Source organism: Phyllobacterium sp. 628, from assembly GCF_014189505.1.
Classification (GTDB): Bacteria; Pseudomonadota; Alphaproteobacteria; order Rhizobiales; family Rhizobiaceae; genus Phyllobacterium.
This window is the reverse complement of sequence record NZ_CP050301.1, coordinates 1,086,417-1,101,997: the sequence shown is the minus strand read 5'-3', so window position 1 is coordinate 1,101,997 and position 15,581 is coordinate 1,086,417. Positions and strand designations below refer to the sequence as shown.

Below are 15,581 nucleotides of genomic sequence, written 5' to 3'. Positions count from 1 at the left end.
CTACTTTGCCATTGCCGCATCTATCAATCCTTGAATGAGCTTTGAGTTGACACCATCAGGATTGTGCAAACCGTGATAATCATACCAGTCTTGGGGCGCTTCAGTGTGTGGTCCGATCAAGGTCGCGCTGCCTTTGCCGAATGCGTAACGTGCGGCAGCCAAGTCCCCATTTTGATAATGGGCCAGTTCCTGAAAACCCGCATTCCTGTGATTCTTTGGAAGATACGGACCATCCTGGTAATAGGTCCATGAGGATGAGCCTTTCCATTTTATCTGGACCACATAATCACCAATATCGGAAACCGGGAATCCCGGCCTGCCTACCTCCGAATCTGTTTCTCCTTCCACGATATCAAAACCCAGATCCGTGGCGAGATATGCTCCCATACAAATTCCAAGATATCGGCCACCCCTGGACACAAAATCTCTGACAGTCTGGATGCCGGATTTTCCCAGACTTTTCCTCGCCCCCGCAATGTCCTGACCGCCGCCGGGTTGAACATACAATGAAGCCCCGATGAAGCTGGATGGTACCAGTTTCAGCTTTTCATTCGGGCCGATAAACTTCACATCAAAGTGGAATGTGCTGGTTCTCAAAGCTTCGGCAATTGCAGACGAACAGTCATCGCACCCGGCGGGGCCGCGATATACGAGCGCTATAGCCGGTTGCGCTGCATTTGCAGAAGAATTCAGCAGGAGAAAACATATCAGAAGTGCGTATTTAACGGCGCTGAACACGGGAGGACACCTATCAGATCATGCGATGCGATCCACACTAAATCGAATTGCGGTTTAAGTTTGAGAACGAACCAACTGCTGGAAGTGCGAAAAGTCGGCGAAGCCTGCCTGCATATGCTGCATCGTGTGGCGGCGGCACAGTAAGATGCTTTGCTACCTGCCATCCGTTCACAAAAGTTTTCATTTTGATACAAAAGTCGAGATTGTATCTTGTGCGCGATATGGCGGCAGGCCTATAATGGACTATGAAAAACACTGCTCTCAACTCCGACGGTTCGGGTGAACGTGCCTGGCCGAAGATTCTTTTGAACTATCGCAAGCCGCATCGCGGCCGTAGCGCCTTCGAACTGGCCGTAACTGTTGTTCCTTTTGCGACGCTGTGGGCACTGTCCTGGGCGGCGGTGCATTACGGTTTCTGGTGGGGACTTTTATTGATCATCCCGGCTGCGGGTTTTCTGCTGCGGCTGTTCATGATCCAGCACGATTGCGGCCATGGCGCGTTCTTCGCCCATCGCAACACCGATGACTGGACCGGCCGCGCCATTGGCGTTCTGACGCTCACCCCTTATGATTACTGGCGACGGGCCCATGCGCTGCACCATGCCTCTGCCGGCAATCTCGACGAGCGCGGCGTTGGCGATATCACCACACTGACTGTCACGGAATATCATGCCCTGTCGCGCTGGGGCCGCCTCGGCTATCGGCTCTACCGGCACCCGGCCGTGATGTTCGGCATCGGGCCCGCATGGCTCTTTCTGTTTAAACAGCGCCTGCCCTTCGGCATGATGCGCTCTGGCGCGCAGCCATGGATTTCCACCATGGCGACCAATCTCGCGATCGCGCTTGCGGCATCCGTGCTGATCTATCTTGTCGGGATCATTCCCTTCCTGATGGTGCATCTGCCTATCGTCGTGCTGGCAGGCGCCGCTGGAATCTGGCTGTTCTATGTGCAGCATCAGTTTGAAGAAACCCATTGGTCACAAGGGGTTGACTGGAAATTCCAGGAAGCGGCCCTGCATGGTTCATCCCACTATGTCCTGCCATTGCCGCTGCGCTGGCTGACCGGGAATATCGGCATTCACCATGTGCACCACCTCTCCAGCCGTGTTCCCTATTACCGGCTACCGGAAGTTTTGCGCGACTATCCGGAGCTTGGCAATGTCGGGCGCATCACCATCATGGAAAGCCTGCGCTGCGTAAAACTAGTCCTGTGGGACGAAGGACGCCGCAAGCTGATCTCGTTTCGCGAGGCGCGGGCATTGGCCGGATTGCCCGCCACGGAATCTGCATTTCCTATGTCATAGTTAAATGCGCTGACGCCCTTTGCCTCGTAAGATCATCAAGTCACCGGCACTCCAGAAGGCAGCCGGTGCTTGAGAGATAACAAGCGCTCCCGCCCGCCATTCCGGAAGGGAAGCATATCATGAAACCAGAAATCGTCAGCGCTGCCTATACGCAGGATGCTTGGGCAATCATGCAGCGGGCTTACTATCAAGCCATCGAAATGCTTGGTCTTCTTATCCGTACTAACGACGATGCCGAACGACTGGCCCGCGAAGTCATGCGGCTGTTCGACCGGGGTTACAATGATATCGGGCAACTGGCCACAATGGCCTGCAATGTCGAACGCCGTATGCGTGAAACCAGCCATCCTGTGGTGACGGCAACCATGATCGCCGCTACCGCCTGATTATCCCCGTACATCGCCTGCGGTGAGCACATAAAGGTTTTTGCGCCCATGGGCGTAGGCCTTATGTGCCGCGTCCTGAATAGCGCTGCGCGCCGCATCGAAAGCCGCGAGATAGTCGTCCTCATCGGGATCCGCCTTGGATGCACCTTTCCAGAATGCGGCGATCTCGACAAGAAACGGCACCTGAAACAACCCGTCGTAACCGATAAAGCGCACTTGCTGTGCCGCCGCATCATAGCTGCGGCTGCGATTTGGAAAATTCAGGGCCAAAATAAATTCCTTCCGGTATTCTCTATTCTCGACAAAAAATACTTCGCTAAGGTGTCATTTTGAAGAAAAAATGAAATATTACTTACAAATACGTTTGAAAAATATCCCAATCATATTTGACAGAGTGATAGCATATATCGGGAATTTAAGGTATGATATTTGTAATATTTATAATTTTGACATGGCAAATTCCGATATATTTGCATCACAATTGTAAATCCAACCAATAAATCGGTTCTGACCGGGCCCTGCCGTGGGTCATGTGCAAAGTGACAATTTCCCGATTGCAATATGGATGGCCGCACACGAAAAGCGGCGCGGAGACTTCTGAATGAACATGCAAAAACGCTTTAGACGGCCGGAACCGCCCGCTCATCGTTTTACCGTGGGCCAGAAAGTGCGCATGAAAAACTGGGCCGGCAGCACGATGAAATCAGTGGCCATTTTTGAGGTTCTGGCAACCTTGCCTGCCAGCGGCGGCTCGCTGCAATATCGCATCCGTGACAATGACGAAAAGCACGAACGCATTGCAACGGAAGACAATCTTGAAGCGGCGGATATGTGGAGCAGCAAGGATCGCAGCAGCTTCAATTTGTAGGTTTGCCTGAGTGAAGTGTTCTATACGCGTCATAGCCCTCTCCGGCGATTACCGGTTCAAACTCTCAATTCCAGAGTCATGAGAGCAGTCGTTTCCACCTTTTCGCCACAATTGAAGGCATCCAACCGCTCTTCAAACGCGCGGTAAGCGTGTTCTTGGGGGCAGCATTGCAAAGCTATCGTGCGTGGTTCGACAAGCTCACCATGAGGGGAATGGATGGGTTGCAGTTGCATAGAACCTATTCTGAGACTTATGCGATTATCTTTGCAGTCACCCATTCCCCTCATGGTGAGCTTGTCGAACCATGTACGATAGCTGTGCCACGTTCCCCGCACCCTGCTGGCGCGCGCTAACCTCCCAAGAAACCCTGCTGGCGCGCACCAACCTCCCCCCATAATTGCAGAGACCCCGCGCGCATACTTTCCAACGCGACTTTCGTTCCATTCGCCGCCTAAAATAAATCCGGCCACCACGCCGGAACCAACTTTGTTCAGAGGTGTTTTTGCCCTGACCTCGCCGAGGCCGATTGCGCCTCGTCAGGGATTTTTATCGTAAGAACAAAATGATTGGAGACGTACCATGGTTTCGTATGAACGGGGCACAGTGGATACAATTGTAACCGACCGGCAGAATCTTGCCTGGGGCGGTATTTTTGGCGGCACACTTCTTGCAATTGCCGTTCAGGTCCTTTTGGGCGCGCTAGGTCTCGGCATCGGTCTGAGCACGATCAGCGCCACCGGCGACGGCGCTTCGGCGCAGGGGCTTGGCATTGGCGGCGGCATCTGGAGCGCGATTGCGATGATCATCGCCCTCGCCATCGGCGGCTATGTCGCGGCATATTTTTCCGGCCAGTATGCACGCTGGAGTGGTGTGTTGCACGGTCTGGTTGTTTGGGCAGCGGGTCTGGCCATTGGCCTCTATCTGCTTGGCACAGCGGTCGGCGGCGCCTTCGGCGTTCTCGGCAGTGTAGCTTCAACCGCCGGTTCGGCTGTCGGTCAGGTTGCATCGGGTGCAGCATCCACTGTCAAGGACATGGTCCCGCAAGCGGCGGAGGCCAGCGGCATCACCAAGGAGCAAGCCGGTCAGGAAGTTGACCGTCTGGTCGATGGTGTGCTGAACCGCGACCCTGCTGGGACAACGTCCCTTTCGCCGGAACAGGCGCGCAAGGAAGTCGTCTCCGCTTTGACGGCCCATGCTTTGGGCGAAGAGACTACGGCGGAAACCAAACAGCGCGTCACCGGCATTATTGCAGCCCAGCTCGGTATCTCGCCTGATGAAGCCAACAAGCGTTATGATGCTGCTGTCGCCAAGATCGACGACGCGAAAGCGAAAGCCGCTGCGAAGGTTGAAGAGCTCAAAGTTCAAGCCAAGCAGGCCGCAGACAAAACGGCAAAGCTGGCTGCCAGCGGTAGTTTCGCAGCCTTCATCGCCATGCTGATCGGCGCGATTGCTGCCGCTATTGGCGGCGCAGCCGGTATTCGCCGCAACCGATAAACCGGATTGTCATGAACGAAATCCCGCGGCGCAAACCGCGGGATTTTGTGTTCATGCAAAGACCTGTTTACCTGATTGTTGTTCTCTTGAGTTGCAAGGATGTGTAGAAGCCTGCCTTATCAGGTGGCCAGCAGAGGCAATCAAATTTGGAGAGGACGCAGCGTGTCGCGATTGATTTCAAAAGCAGTTTTATTCGGACTGGTGTTGGGCGTGGCCGGCACAGCCCTGCCGGTTGCAGGCGCGATCGCAGCCCCCACGGCAGCACAGTGCAAGAAGCTTGACCCGAACGGACGCGATTCCGGCGGTGATCCGCATTTTGCCATTGCCATCCGCGACAAGAAGGCTGATCTGGTTGCCAAAATGCTGGCCTGCGGTGCCGATGTGAATTTGAAGTCACAGGAAGGCTGGGCGCCACTGCATACGGCTGCTTATTACGGGCCAGCCAGCGTGATTGACCTGCTGATCGCCAAGGGAGCTGATGTCAATATGGCTGGCGATTATGACAAGATGACACCGCTGCACATGGCGGCGAGCTATGGCGATGATCCGGCAGTGGTCAAAGCTTTGCTGAAACATGGTGCTGACAAAACCGCCAAGACCGGGAGTGGCAAGACGGCCCTCGACTTGGCCGCGGACAAGCCGGAGATAGCCAAGCTGCTGAAGTAGTGGGCTTAGGATAGATTAATATCTGCTTTGGGTTGCATGGCTATCGTGCGTGGTTCGACAAGCTCACCATGAGGGAGTTGGGTAGGCTGCAGGGAACTTATCCTGCAAAGTTTCAGACTGTCTTTGCAATCAACCCAACTCCCTCATGGTGAGCTTTTCGAACCACGCACGATAGCGATGCAATCCAAAGTCTCTTGCACCTTACTGTGAGACATCATTTCAGTCACATTTGCGAATAATCCACCCCAAAATGACCAGCCTTTCCGCACCCATCGAATTTCCCGCTTGTTGGGCGCGGTTGCAGCTCCTAGGTAGGGTTATGAAGTCAACGAGCCATTGAGCAATGCTACAGTTCGCCAGAAAACCGCGGGCCCAACTCGGATGGGGCGTCCTGGCGTCTGTCCTTGTGCATCTGGCTGTGGCCCTGCTGCTGTTGTTCAAATTGCCGGACTGGCCGGTGAAAGCACCTGAGCCGGAGGCTGTGAAAGTGGAAGTGGTTCCACCGCCAAAGCTGGAGCCACCCAAACCCGAGCCTGAAAAGAAAGAAGAGAAGAAGGCGGATGAGCCAAAGCCTCAGCCTGCACCGGCTGCTGCGGCTTCGCCGCAAGCGCTTACACTTCCAAGACCCGCGGCGGATCCGCAGAAAGAACTAACGTCGGATGAAGTAGTGCCGGCTGGTAAGGACGAGACCCAGGATGTTGTCTCGAAGCAACAAGAATCGTTGGCCGAGCAGCGTCAAACCGAAGCGGCACCTGGAGCTTCGCCTATCGAAGCAGTGCCATCCAACACAGCAGCAGAGTTGCAATCGGACACCAAACCCAGTGATACTGCTGGACAGGCGAAACAACAATCGCCAGCACCTGTTCCAGCGGCCCGCGATGCGGCAATGCCACAACAAAAAGCCGCTCCTCAGACCTCAAAATCCTATCAGGTGATTAAGCCCGCCGGGCCGAAAGTCGCGGCTCGAGCGAACCCCTTTGCCAACATGGATCAAATGTTTTCATCACACTCCTTTTCCGATCCAAGAGACAATCCGGAGTTTTCAAAGCTGCCACCGACTGAACGCATCAGACGGCTCTGCTCTTACGAGGGCGCGGCGAAGGCCAGCATGAGGCTGGGCAATGCGCGAATAGATGCGTTTCTACCCACGGGCCGGGCAGGTTTCATAATGTCAAAAACCTCTCTCACAGCCAAAGGGGGCGCTTTTCGCAACAGTCCAAACTGGATTTATATTGACTACAGCTGCTCTGTCGATGCCGCGCTTACGCACGTTGTGTCATTCAATTTCACTATTCGTGGCATCGTTCCACGAGAAGAGTGGAGAGTGCTTGGTCTGAGTTTGAATTAGTTTGTCGCGACAAGCTGCGGGAATTTAACCACCCTACACTCCGGATCATCTTGCCACCTTAGCTGCATTGCTGTCACGTTGCGTAATCTCACCGGGGGCAGACATGCAAGACAATATCGGGATGAACCAGCCGGACGTTTCCATGCAAAAGAGTGGGGTGCCAGCAAACTATGCGGTCTTACTCTTTGGTATGTTCACATTCCCTCTCCCAATCTACACGCTGTTTGTTGCGAAAAGGCAGCGGAAGACAGGAGAAGAATGGGAGAAAACGCACTATGAAGCCCAATATCGAAGTGCTGTGGTTTTGACGATCGGTGTTCTTGTTACGGGTGTTTTGGCGTTTACGGTTTTCTGGCGGTCTTCCGATAACAGCCAACTTCAACAGTTTTATACCCAGATATGGCTCAGCCAGATCGGAAAAATCTATTTGCTGCTAACCGCATGGACAGCCGTGCGTAGTGTTCGTGGCTTGTATTTTGCCGGAGGCAAACGCGCCCTTGCCAACCCGAAAAGTTATTGGGTCTGGCCGAAAGCGATTTGACCAATAAACAAACAGGAGAATGGGTAACGACCCACACCATTATTTTCCAGCGCGCGCCGCTATTTCTCTTAGTCCGTTTCATCCGGACTTCCGGGTGAAACGCTTTTTGCGCGCTGTGCCGGCATCTGTGTTTACAGGTCAAAACGCCTCCCCAAGCAGGATCACTGCCCGTCGGCAGCTTTTTCCAGCTCGGCAACGTCAATTTTTATCATTTTCAGCAGCGCATCCATGGCGCGCTTGGCCCGGCCTGCATCCGGATCCTGCAGCAGTTCCAGCGCCCGGGAAGGCACAACCTGCCAATAGAGGCCGTATTTGTCGATGAGCCAGCCGCAATGACTTTCCTCGCCGCCTTGCAACAGACTGGTCCAGAAATAATCGACCTCCTCCTGTGATGAGCAATCGATCATCAGCGAAACCGCCGCATTGAACTTGAAGTCAGGCCCGCCATTCAGTGCGAGATATTCCACGCCATCGAGAACGAAGGTAACCGTAAGAACCCGGCCGTCTTTGGTTGGGCGGAAGACATCGAGGACTTTGGAATTCTTGAAGATCGATACGTAAAAGTTCGCGGCTTCTTCTGCCTGATTGTCAAACCACAGGCAGTTTCTGATTTTCTGCTTTGTCATAGGACTCATCCTTTACGGGTTGTGATGAAAACAGCAGTTCAAGATAGGTATGCAGATGCGACAGGCACTCGATGGCAACATCAGGATTCTGGCGTGCCTTGGCCAAAATGAAGGCGCCCTGCACCACGGCCTGTGTGAACAGACCAAGGCTATCGGCGCTGAAAGGGGCATCCGGGGCATAGGCAGCCTTTGCTGCTGCCACGTCAGCGGTCACCGCGTGGGCATGAGAACTGATATGCGCCTCGCAGGCATCGCGGATCGCCGGATGGGTTTCGTAGGTTTCCTGCACCATTGTACCGAGCAGACAGGTAAAATCGGGAAAAGGGCCTTTGACCATGGCCTGGCGAAAATCCACATAGCCAAGCAGGCGATCAAGCGGGTCCGCAATTGACTGATAGGGCGCCTGCGCAAACCCCGCATCGGCCATGGCAGAAAAATGTTGTGCCGTGGCGATGGCCAGATCTTCCTTGCTTTTGAAATGGTGAAAGAAGCTGCCCTTGGTCAGCCCGGCGGCCTCGCACACATCTTCGATGCGCGTCGCCGCATAACCTTTGGTGCGGATGACAAGCATCGCCGCATCGAGCAGCTTGATCTTGGATTCATGAATGTGTTCGGACATATCTTGCATACCCACTGGTTGGTATGCAAACTCATACCAACCAGTGTGTATGCTGTCAAGTGGTGAGTGGTGAGTGGTGAGTGGTGAGTGGTGAGTGGTGAGTGGTGAGTGGTGAGTGGTGAGTGGTGAGTGGTGAGTGGTGAGTGGTGAGTGGTGAGTGGTGAGTGGTGAGTGGTGCTGTTACAGCACAAGGAGCCAGTCAAGCATGTTCACCCTATTTAAAGGCAATTTGCAAAGCGTGGAGACTTAGGCGCGCAAAGCGCGAGGCGAACGTGCAAACGGCACCGCCATACCCTCCCCCCACTATGCGAAGGGTTGGACCGAAAGTCCGGGATGAGGGATTGGATATCCCTCCATTTAAAGCTCTAAAATGATAGATGCGTACTTCACCCCATGGCTTACCTCGCCCTCCCACGCGTGGGAAGGCCGGAGTTTCACCTGCTGTTTCAGCGATATTCAGTCGTAGAGAAACCTAGACTGACGAACGTCCGCTGATCGCGTGGTAAACCCACAGCACCACGACAGAGCCGATGACCGCAACAATCAGACTGTAGATGTTGAAGCCGGTAACGCCCGTTGCGCCGAAAAGACTGAAGATAAATCCGCCAGCGACAGCACCGACAATGCCCAGAACAATATCAAGGATAAAACCCTGACCGCTCTTGTTGACGATTTTACTGCCGATAAATCCCGCGATGAGCCCGAGGATGATCCAACCGATAACAGACATGCAAGCATTCCTTCTCTATCTATTGGCGTAATGTCGTCATGTTTTCGCATAGAGTGGATAAAATCAAGATGTGATATGTTTTCCCGCCCGGAAAATTCAGACATCTGACCGGGGCGGAAAGCAAAGCTTGATTGATATCTTGTCATTACCAAAGGGAGATCGAGATGGGAATTTTTGACAATGCCGTACCAGGCGGAAACATTTCAAAACCGCTGATCATCGCGCTGGGGGCACTTCTGGTCGGAAAGATGTTCAGTGGCGGCTCGAGCCAGCCAGCACCAGCTCCCGATAACCCTCAAACAGCGGACAATGGCAATGTCGCAGCAGGTGGGGGTCTTCTTGGCGGCCTCGGCGGCCTTCTGGAAAGTCTGACAAATGCCGGCCACGGTGAAGCAGCGGATTCCTGGGTCAAGCCGGGTGAGAACAAGCCGATTGCCCCCGCTGACCTCGGCGTCGCACTGGGCAAGAAGGCCCTCACCGAGATCGCCCAGCAAACCGGCATGAGCGAGGAAGACCTTTTGGCGCAGCTGTCGAAGGTGCTTCCCGGCGTTGTCGACAAGCTCACACCCAACGGTCAGGTGCCGACAACCCAGCAGATCGCATCACTGTTGAAAACATCGTCCTGATACGACGAATAACGGCCGGAGCGAGGCTCGTTCCGGCCGGTAATTTCTTCAAAGAAGCTCCCGACCATCTCAGGCGACCGAAAGCTCGCGCTTGTTGGCGTTGACGCTTGCAAGGCGCATGACGACGAGGCCGAGCAGCGGAAATGCACCGCCGATCCAGCCGAGATATTCAAGCCCGACATTGGCGATGATCAGCCCGCCGATCAGTGACCCCGAGGCAATGCCGAGATAAAGTGCCGAACCGTTAAGCGACAAAGCGAGCGGCGCACTCTCCGGGGCGATGGACAGAACCCGGCTTGCCTGTGCGGGAGGAAACATCCAGGCCGAAACACCCCAGATGACCATGATAATCATCAAGGCTGCTCCGGCTAGATCACTCCGCCACTGCATGATCGCGCTGATTGCCATCAGGCACGCGGCATTGAGGAATGAAGCCGTGATCAACGTGCGGATGGCGCCAAACCGATCGGACATTTGCCCGCCGATGAAATTGCCCAGCGCAGCGCCAACGCCGAACGCCAGCAGGACGAGCGGCACCATCTGACGCGAGAGGCCTGTGCCGTCAACGGCAATAGCAGCGATATAGGTGAAGACGATGAAACCGCCAGCCATATAGAGCAGCATGGTAACGAGCGCCGGGAACAGACCCGGATGTTTGATAACGCCAAGTCGCTGGGCAAGGGTCAACCGGTCGGCACGCAGGCCGCGCGGCAGCAGGAACCAGACAAATGTTGTCGCCGCAGCGCCAATCAGTGCCACGAAAACATAGGTACCGCGCCAGCCGGCAAAAGAGGCGATCAAAGCGCCAAGCGGCGCACCGAAGGCCACGGCCAGCGTTGTGCCGCCAACAATGACGGATATGGCGCGGGCGCGGTGATTCGACTCGGAAATGGCAACGGCAGTGGCTTGTGCTGTTGCAGCGTAAAGCCCCGCCGACATGCCGATGATCAGCCGTGCGGCGGTCAGAAATCCGTAAGACGGCGCGATTGCTGCAAGGATGGCGCCGATCACGAACGTGGTGGCACTGCCTGCCAGAATGAGGCGCCGGTCAGCCGAGCCTGTGATGGCGGCGAGAACCGGAGCGCCCAAAGCGTAGGCAAGGGCGAACATAACGACGAGATAACCGGCCTGCACCAGCGTAACCCCGGTATCTCCGGCGATCTGCGGCAGCAGGCTGGCGACAACGAAGCCTTCGATGCCAATGGCAAATGTACCCAACGCCAGACCAACGAGGCGAATGTCCATGGGAGTTATCCTTTGTTCAATGATCCTTGAACTATTGAACTCACCGGGATGTGAAGTCAAGAACAAAGTTCAACGATTATTGAACATTGAACTTTTCCCGCGTAGTTGCTAGGTAGGAGGGCATGACCCATCCCCTGTTTCATCCGGATGCCGAAGAGATTTCGCTTCCAGCTGTTCTGACCGCACTCGGCGACGAGACGCGATTGAATATCATCGCCATTCTCGCCCGCAACGGTGAACGGGCGATGACATGCGGCCAGTTTCTTGAACTGGGTTCAAAGACCGCACTCAGCTATCACGTGGCCAAGCTGCGGGAAGCGGGTGTGATCAATGTACGTCCGGACGGTACGAAGCGTTTGCTCACGCTGCGGCGCATCGACCTCGAAAGCCGCTTTCCCGGCTTTCTCGATTCCATCGTCACCTCGGCCGGCACCCTGCCGTTGCCGAAGCATCAGGAAATGGCCGATGCGGCCGAAACATCGGGAGAAACCGAATGGACGTAAAGACTTGCGGCTCCATACCATCACGCCGCGCACCGGAGGAATGGTTCACCGGCACGGTGTGGCAGGACCCGATTATCCAGGCACCGGAACCGGCCCGGCTGATCGCCACCACCGTGCATTTCGAACCCGGCGCGCGCACCGCCTGGCATACGCACCCGCTCGGCCAGACCCTCTATATAGTATCGGGCTCCGGGCTGGCGCAGGTCTGGGGCGAAAAAGTGCGAACAATCAAAGCTGGCGATGTGGTCTGGATTCCGCCGGGGGAAAAGCACTGGCATGGCGCCGCACCGGCCAACCGCATGTCACACATTGCCATGCAGGAGGCCGTTGACGGCAATGCTGTCGACTGGATGGAAAAGGTTTCCGATCAGCAATATTCCGGGCAGGACTGACTGCCGATCGGTGTCAGCGCCGGGCCACCATGCCAAAGTGGTAGGGACAACCGGGCGACAAATCCACCGCGATTATACTGTCAAAGCCCGCTTCACCGATCCAGCCGGCACACTGTTGCGGCAGTGGCCGGATAGTCAGCGGCGGACCACGCGGTGTCGGTATATCGCTGCGCCAATGCATCACTGACAACACGCCACCGGGCCGGATGATCCGGTGCGCTTCCCGCAGCAATGCAACGGGATGCTCAAGGTGAAGCAGGTTGAAAATCATGGCATGTGCCTGCGAATTGGCATCAAGTCCGGTTCCGCCGGCAACAAAGTCTCTGACGCTGGCGGCAATATTCGGCAAGGATTGAGCCGCAGCCTTCATCTTGACGCTCGCGATCATATCGGGTTCGATGTCGAGTGCCGTTACGATGCCGTTTGTGCGTCTGGCGGCAGGCAGGGTGAAGGTTCCGTAACCACAGCCGAATTCCACGACATTCCCGTCAACGGGTTGCGGGCCAAGCAGCGCAAGCACAGCCGCCTCCGCATCAAAGAAAGCAGACCAGCTGGCCTCTTCCGGCATTCCGCTTTCACGGCCTTTCATGGATAATCTCACTTTCAATATATGCAACAAATACAGATATCGCTTAAAAACCGACTTAATCGAACAGTACCGTGAGCAGAAGTCAATTGCGCTTATATGCCTGCTATCCATCTGATAGTATGGTGAGACGTTGTTCCAGGATGGAGAAAAAACATGGCGTTCGAAGACATCAAGGCACAGATCGCACTTTTGCTTGAAGAAATGGTGCAGCGGCCGGCGGACGCCCATGAAATTCACGAAACGCTGCGCGAGCACCTCAACGAGCTGAAAGCCATGGGAATGCCGCTGCCCGAGGACCTCGTGGCCCTCGAAAAGCAGCTTGAAGTGGATTTCGATTCCTGACCACCCAATATTTCAACGACCGCCTTTACCCGTGCCGGGAGCCAAATGTTATTGCGCCTGGCAAAGGGGTATCGGCTGGGGTGGCGGTGCCGGATGATCGTTTTTATACTGAGCTATGACCGGCTCCAGCGTCTCTTTGGGCCAAAATTTCGGAGCGCGAATTTCTTTCAGGCAGGATTCATTCCAATATAATCCCGCCTTGGACGGCGAGCGGCCGCTCGCCACGGCCTTGGCTACGGCATTTATATCGGCTGATTCCGGATAGATGTAGAGCGTCGTCCGATTATCCTTCACCATGGAGATAATTTGATTAGCGTCCGATGCGGTCCAGCTGGTGCAGCCGTCACTGCGCCCGCCAGGATATTCCACCAGTTTTCCGAGCGGAACGTATCCGTCCCGATTTGCGTATCGGCTTGCCGAATCTTTCTTCAGACAGACGCCTCTGACCACCACGGCTGCATGCCCGCCAATAGCGCGCGGCCGCGCATTTGCCGTCTCGCCCTCACCTTCAAATTGGATAAACGAGCGAAGGTAGGCCGCATCCTTTGCCCCTGGGACGCGGTAATAGCCCTTGAAGGACGTCTTTGTCTCGTCGGTCATGTAAACACCGCCGGCCGTGAGGTTCGAATCCAGCGCATTGCCGAAGTTTCTGGCACACTGTCTTCCATTGGAAAAATCAACGACGCCTTTCAGATTCTTGCCGCTGCCATGCCCTGACGAAATGACATGAACCGTCTGAGCGGATTCGCAGATGGTATAAAACCGGCCTCCCGACTTACCGTCGCCCGGGTCGTTTGGGCGCGTCGCATCCATGGCAAAATAGCAGGGGTTTTTTACAGCGCCTTGGCTGACCTTGCGCAGATAAAGCGCGCGGGCTCTCTGCAGGACAGGTTGCGCGATCTGGCCGTCGCCTTCGCCGATATAGGCCTGCAGCCATGGCGGAATGTCCGTTGGCCTTTGCGCAGCGGATGCTTCCAGAGGGCTCAGGAAGAGGATGGCGCAGAGGCTGAACAGACTGACGATACCTAGGAAAGCATATCTCGCGTGCACCGGGGTCATATCTCCTGTTGAACCATTCTGCGATTCCCTATCCTGCTCCAGACTGCGGCCAACGTGAACAATAATTCCGCGCGAATAAGCAAAGATATTTTCGAATCAAAATGTGTCCGTTTGTGGAGGCCTTCGCTGCATAATTCAACAGGTTTGCGGCACCTTTCCGCCTGCCCTGCCGCGCGGGACAGGGAGCTATACTGGGCTCTTGAAAATATCCTTGTGCAAGCTGGCGTGAGCTGCCGGTTCCTCGCCGCGAATGGGACGCCCATCGATAAAACCGATGTCGCGCATCATATGGTCGGAAAAACCATCCGCATGGATCACGGCTGATGCTGGCGTTCGCGTGAACAGCCTGCCGACAGTGCCGAGCCAGCTCCAGCGGGAGCTCGGATTCTCGACGGATGTGCAATGTGCTGGTGAAGGGTTCATGACCTCATCTCCGGTTTGCGCTCGAAGCGCGGCGTCTTGGGTGGTGTACAGATGCGCCTGATCGCGCTTGTTTTCCAACAAAACGGCGAGTAGTATCCATAAGGCGTCCTTATGAGTAGAGATGATGAAATTACCGCCCCTCGCCGCTATCCGGGTGTTCGAAGCTGCCGCGCGTCATGGCAGTTTTACCAAGGCGGCCGAAGAATTGGGGATGACACAGGCGGCTGTCAGCTATCAGATCAAAGTGCTGGAGGAACGCGTGGCTACGCCCTTGTTTCTGCGTATGCCGCGTCAGGTGGTTTTGACGGAGGTGGGTGCACGACTGGCCCCGGCAACAACAGAAGCCTTTGAAATCCTGCAGGCAGCTTTTGCCGCGACGCGTGAGAGTGCCGACGGCGTTCTGACCATCAGCACAATCCCGACTTTCGCCGCCACATGGCTGGTTCCACGGCTGGGCCACTTTCAGATGGAGCATCCGTCACTGGCCGTCCGGCTGCAATCTACGCGCGATATGGTGGATTTTGCTCAACAGGAAGCTGATGTTGGCATCCGCACAAGCAAGACACCATGGCCGGGTCTTGTCTGCCACAAGCTGTTCAATTCGCACTTCTCCCCCATGCTCAGTCCGGCGCTAGCAGCGTCGGTCGGCGGGATCAAGACACCGGAGGACCTGCTCCAACTGCCTGTGCTGGATACGGGTGACCCATGGTGGACGATCTGGTTCAAGCTGGTTGGTATTGAGAACCCACAACTGATCGGTGACCGCCGCAACCGGCTGGGAGATCAGCATCTGGAGGGCCGCGCCGTCCTGGCCGGACAGGGTGTCGGCATCCTGACACCGTTCTTTTTCAAACCGGAACTGGAACAAGGCCAGCTTATCCAACCGTTCGATGTTGTGGGTACAGATGTCCATGCCTATTGGCTGGTCTATCCGGAATCACGCCGCAACGTTCCAAAAATCCGCGCGTTCCGCGACTGGCTGCTGGGCCTGATCGGGGAAGTAAATATATGAAGATGGCGGGACTTTCGATCCCGCCAAAATCTCCAGCCATACGCCGGTTCAAATCGTATGAGGCTGCCGG

21 protein-coding genes are annotated in these 15,581 nt (G+C 55.5%); 12 read left to right on the top strand and 9 right to left on the bottom strand.

What is annotated here, in order from left to right:
- Nucleotides 1–738 (bottom strand): BPL-N domain-containing protein, encoded by a 738-nt coding sequence (locus HB779_RS06985; RefSeq protein ID WP_188345030.1) that lies wholly within the window; start codon nucleotides 736–738, stop codon nucleotides 1–3.
- Between the two features lie 245 nt (nucleotides 739–983).
- On the opposite strand from HB779_RS06985, the gene HB779_RS06980 reads away from it, so the two are divergent.
- Nucleotides 984–2,042, top strand: a complete 1,059-nt coding sequence (locus HB779_RS06980; RefSeq protein WP_188345029.1) for a fatty acid desaturase — start codon at nucleotides 984–986, stop codon at nucleotides 2,040–2,042.
- A gap of 119 nt (nucleotides 2,043–2,161) precedes the next feature.
- Nucleotides 2,162–2,428: a hypothetical protein gene (locus tag HB779_RS06975; RefSeq protein ID WP_188345028.1), complete on the top strand. Its 267-nt coding sequence runs from the start codon at nucleotides 2,162–2,164 to the stop codon at nucleotides 2,426–2,428.
- Here HB779_RS06975 and HB779_RS06970 read toward each other — a convergent pair whose 3' ends face one another.
- Entirely contained in the window at nucleotides 2,429–2,698 is a 270-nt protein-coding gene (locus HB779_RS06970) for a DUF1488 domain-containing protein (protein ID WP_188345027.1), read from the bottom strand.
- A 331-nt stretch (nucleotides 2,699–3,029) separates the two neighbouring features.
- Here HB779_RS06970 and HB779_RS06965 point away from each other — a divergent pair, with 331 nt between their 5' ends.
- The 5 genes from HB779_RS06965 (at nucleotide 3,030) to HB779_RS06945 (ending at nucleotide 7,345) form a co-directional block, all read left to right on the top strand.
- Nucleotides 3,030–3,296 (top strand): hypothetical protein, encoded by a 267-nt coding sequence (locus HB779_RS06965; RefSeq protein ID WP_188345026.1) that lies wholly within the window; start codon nucleotides 3,030–3,032, stop codon nucleotides 3,294–3,296.
- 579 nt (nucleotides 3,297–3,875) lie between these two features.
- Nucleotides 3,876–4,790, top strand: a complete 915-nt coding sequence (locus tag HB779_RS06960; RefSeq protein ID WP_188345025.1) for a hypothetical protein — start codon at nucleotides 3,876–3,878, stop codon at nucleotides 4,788–4,790.
- Between the two features lie 162 nt (nucleotides 4,791–4,952).
- Nucleotides 4,953–5,456: an ankyrin repeat domain-containing protein gene (locus HB779_RS06955; RefSeq protein ID WP_244642475.1), complete on the top strand. Its 504-nt coding sequence runs from the start codon at nucleotides 4,953–4,955 to the stop codon at nucleotides 5,454–5,456.
- A 418-nt stretch (nucleotides 5,457–5,874) separates the two neighbouring features.
- The gene (locus HB779_RS06950; protein WP_188345023.1) at nucleotides 5,875–6,804 is read left to right on the top strand and encodes a DUF930 domain-containing protein; all 930 of its coding nucleotides are present in this window, start codon (nucleotides 5,875–5,877) and stop codon (nucleotides 6,802–6,804) included.
- Nucleotides 6,805–6,907: 103 nt separating this feature from the next.
- Nucleotides 6,908–7,345 carry a hypothetical protein gene (locus HB779_RS06945; RefSeq protein ID WP_188345022.1) on the top strand — a complete coding sequence of 146 codons (438 nt, stop codon included), beginning with the start codon at nucleotides 6,908–6,910 and terminating at the stop codon, nucleotides 7,343–7,345.
- 161 nt (nucleotides 7,346–7,506) lie between these two features.
- Here HB779_RS06945 and HB779_RS06940 read toward each other — a convergent pair whose 3' ends face one another.
- The 3 genes from HB779_RS06940 to HB779_RS06930 form a co-directional block, all read right to left on the bottom strand.
- Nucleotides 7,507–7,971 (bottom strand): VOC family protein, encoded by a 465-nt coding sequence (locus HB779_RS06940; protein ID WP_188345021.1) that lies wholly within the window; start codon nucleotides 7,969–7,971, stop codon nucleotides 7,507–7,509.
- The gene (locus tag HB779_RS06935) at nucleotides 7,934–8,590 is read right to left on the bottom strand and encodes a TetR/AcrR family transcriptional regulator (RefSeq protein WP_188345020.1); all 657 of its coding nucleotides are present in this window, start codon (nucleotides 8,588–8,590) and stop codon (nucleotides 7,934–7,936) included. Before HB779_RS06935 ends, HB779_RS06940 begins: the two co-directional genes overlap by 38 nt.
- Nucleotides 8,591–9,062: 472 nt before the next feature.
- Nucleotides 9,063–9,320: a GlsB/YeaQ/YmgE family stress response membrane protein gene (locus HB779_RS06930; RefSeq protein WP_188345019.1), complete on the bottom strand. Its 258-nt coding sequence runs from the start codon at nucleotides 9,318–9,320 to the stop codon at nucleotides 9,063–9,065.
- Between the two features lie 164 nt (nucleotides 9,321–9,484).
- On the opposite strand from HB779_RS06930, the gene HB779_RS06925 reads away from it, so the two are divergent.
- Nucleotides 9,485–9,946 carry a YidB family protein gene (locus HB779_RS06925; RefSeq protein ID WP_188345018.1) on the top strand — a complete coding sequence of 154 codons (462 nt, stop codon included), beginning with the start codon at nucleotides 9,485–9,487 and terminating at the stop codon, nucleotides 9,944–9,946.
- Nucleotides 9,947–10,015: 69 nt separating this feature from the next.
- Here HB779_RS06925 and HB779_RS06920 read toward each other — a convergent pair whose 3' ends face one another.
- A complete protein-coding gene (locus HB779_RS06920; protein ID WP_188345017.1) occupies nucleotides 10,016–11,191 on the bottom strand; it encodes an MFS transporter in 1,176 nt (391 codons plus the stop codon).
- A gap of 122 nt (nucleotides 11,192–11,313) precedes the next feature.
- On the opposite strand from HB779_RS06920, the gene HB779_RS06915 reads away from it, so the two are divergent.
- Together HB779_RS06915 and HB779_RS06910 are read left to right on the top strand one after the other, a co-directional pair.
- Nucleotides 11,314–11,694: a helix-turn-helix transcriptional regulator gene (locus HB779_RS06915; protein WP_188345016.1), complete on the top strand. Its 381-nt coding sequence runs from the start codon at nucleotides 11,314–11,316 to the stop codon at nucleotides 11,692–11,694.
- Nucleotides 11,685–12,086 carry a cupin domain-containing protein gene (locus HB779_RS06910; RefSeq protein ID WP_188345015.1) on the top strand — a complete coding sequence of 134 codons (402 nt, stop codon included), beginning with the start codon at nucleotides 11,685–11,687 and terminating at the stop codon, nucleotides 12,084–12,086. Before HB779_RS06915 ends, HB779_RS06910 begins: the two co-directional genes overlap by 10 nt.
- A gap of 13 nt (nucleotides 12,087–12,099) precedes the next feature.
- On the opposite strand, the gene HB779_RS06905 is transcribed toward HB779_RS06910, so the two are convergent.
- Nucleotides 12,100–12,675: a class I SAM-dependent methyltransferase gene (locus tag HB779_RS06905; RefSeq protein WP_188345014.1), complete on the bottom strand. Its 576-nt coding sequence runs from the start codon at nucleotides 12,673–12,675 to the stop codon at nucleotides 12,100–12,102.
- Nucleotides 12,676–12,828: 153 nt separating this feature from the next.
- Between HB779_RS06905 and HB779_RS06900 the strand changes: the two genes are divergently transcribed.
- Nucleotides 12,829–13,017, top strand: coding sequence for a hypothetical protein (locus tag HB779_RS06900; protein WP_105737893.1), 189 nt, complete (start codon nucleotides 12,829–12,831; stop codon nucleotides 13,015–13,017).
- Between the two features lie 48 nt (nucleotides 13,018–13,065).
- On the opposite strand, the gene HB779_RS06895 is transcribed toward HB779_RS06900, so the two are convergent.
- Both HB779_RS06895 and HB779_RS06890 read right to left on the bottom strand, forming a co-directional pair.
- Complete coding sequence (locus HB779_RS06895) at nucleotides 13,066–14,067, bottom strand: hypothetical protein (protein ID WP_188345013.1); 1,002 nt, start codon at nucleotides 14,065–14,067, stop codon at nucleotides 13,066–13,068.
- A gap of 195 nt (nucleotides 14,068–14,262) precedes the next feature.
- The gene (locus HB779_RS06890) at nucleotides 14,263–14,499 is read right to left on the bottom strand and encodes a hypothetical protein (RefSeq protein WP_188345012.1); all 237 of its coding nucleotides are present in this window, start codon (nucleotides 14,497–14,499) and stop codon (nucleotides 14,263–14,265) included.
- A gap of 124 nt (nucleotides 14,500–14,623) precedes the next feature.
- Here HB779_RS06890 and HB779_RS06885 point away from each other — a divergent pair, with 124 nt between their 5' ends.
- Nucleotides 14,624–15,511 carry a LysR substrate-binding domain-containing protein gene (locus tag HB779_RS06885; protein ID WP_188345011.1) on the top strand — a complete coding sequence of 296 codons (888 nt, stop codon included), beginning with the start codon at nucleotides 14,624–14,626 and terminating at the stop codon, nucleotides 15,509–15,511.
- Nucleotides 15,512–15,581 lie beyond the last annotated feature (70 nt).

Coding starts and splice junctions, on each gene's coding strand:
- HB779_RS06980 (WP_188345029.1), top strand. CDS start 984: ATGAAAAACACTGCTCTCAACTCCGACGGTTCGGGTGAACGTGCCTGG.
- HB779_RS06975 (WP_188345028.1), top strand. CDS start 2,162: ATGAAACCAGAAATCGTCAGCGCTGCCTATACGCAGGATGCTTGGGCA.
- HB779_RS06965 (WP_188345026.1), top strand. CDS start 3,030: ATGAACATGCAAAAACGCTTTAGACGGCCGGAACCGCCCGCTCATCGT.
- HB779_RS06960 (WP_188345025.1), top strand. CDS start 3,876: ATGGTTTCGTATGAACGGGGCACAGTGGATACAATTGTAACCGACCGG.
- HB779_RS06945 (WP_188345022.1), top strand. CDS start 6,908: ATGCAAGACAATATCGGGATGAACCAGCCGGACGTTTCCATGCAAAAG.
- HB779_RS06940 (WP_188345021.1), bottom strand. CDS start 7,971: ATGACAAAGCAGAAAATCAGAAACTGCCTGTGGTTTGACAATCAGGCA.
- HB779_RS06935 (WP_188345020.1), bottom strand. CDS start 8,590: ATGTCCGAACACATTCATGAATCCAAGATCAAGCTGCTCGATGCGGCG.
- HB779_RS06930 (WP_188345019.1), bottom strand. CDS start 9,320: ATGTCTGTTATCGGTTGGATCATCCTCGGGCTCATCGCGGGATTTATC.
- HB779_RS06925 (WP_188345018.1), top strand. CDS start 9,485: ATGGGAATTTTTGACAATGCCGTACCAGGCGGAAACATTTCAAAACCG.
- HB779_RS06920 (WP_188345017.1), bottom strand. CDS start 11,191: ATGGACATTCGCCTCGTTGGTCTGGCGTTGGGTACATTTGCCATTGGC.
- HB779_RS06915 (WP_188345016.1), top strand. CDS start 11,314: ATGACCCATCCCCTGTTTCATCCGGATGCCGAAGAGATTTCGCTTCCA.
- HB779_RS06910 (WP_188345015.1), top strand. CDS start 11,685: ATGGACGTAAAGACTTGCGGCTCCATACCATCACGCCGCGCACCGGAG.
- HB779_RS06905 (WP_188345014.1), bottom strand. CDS start 12,675: ATGAAAGGCCGTGAAAGCGGAATGCCGGAAGAGGCCAGCTGGTCTGCT.
- HB779_RS06900 (WP_105737893.1), top strand. CDS start 12,829: ATGGCGTTCGAAGACATCAAGGCACAGATCGCACTTTTGCTTGAAGAA.
- HB779_RS06890 (WP_188345012.1), bottom strand. CDS start 14,499: ATGAACCCTTCACCAGCACATTGCACATCCGTCGAGAATCCGAGCTCC.
- HB779_RS06885 (WP_188345011.1), top strand. CDS start 14,624: ATGAAATTACCGCCCCTCGCCGCTATCCGGGTGTTCGAAGCTGCCGCG.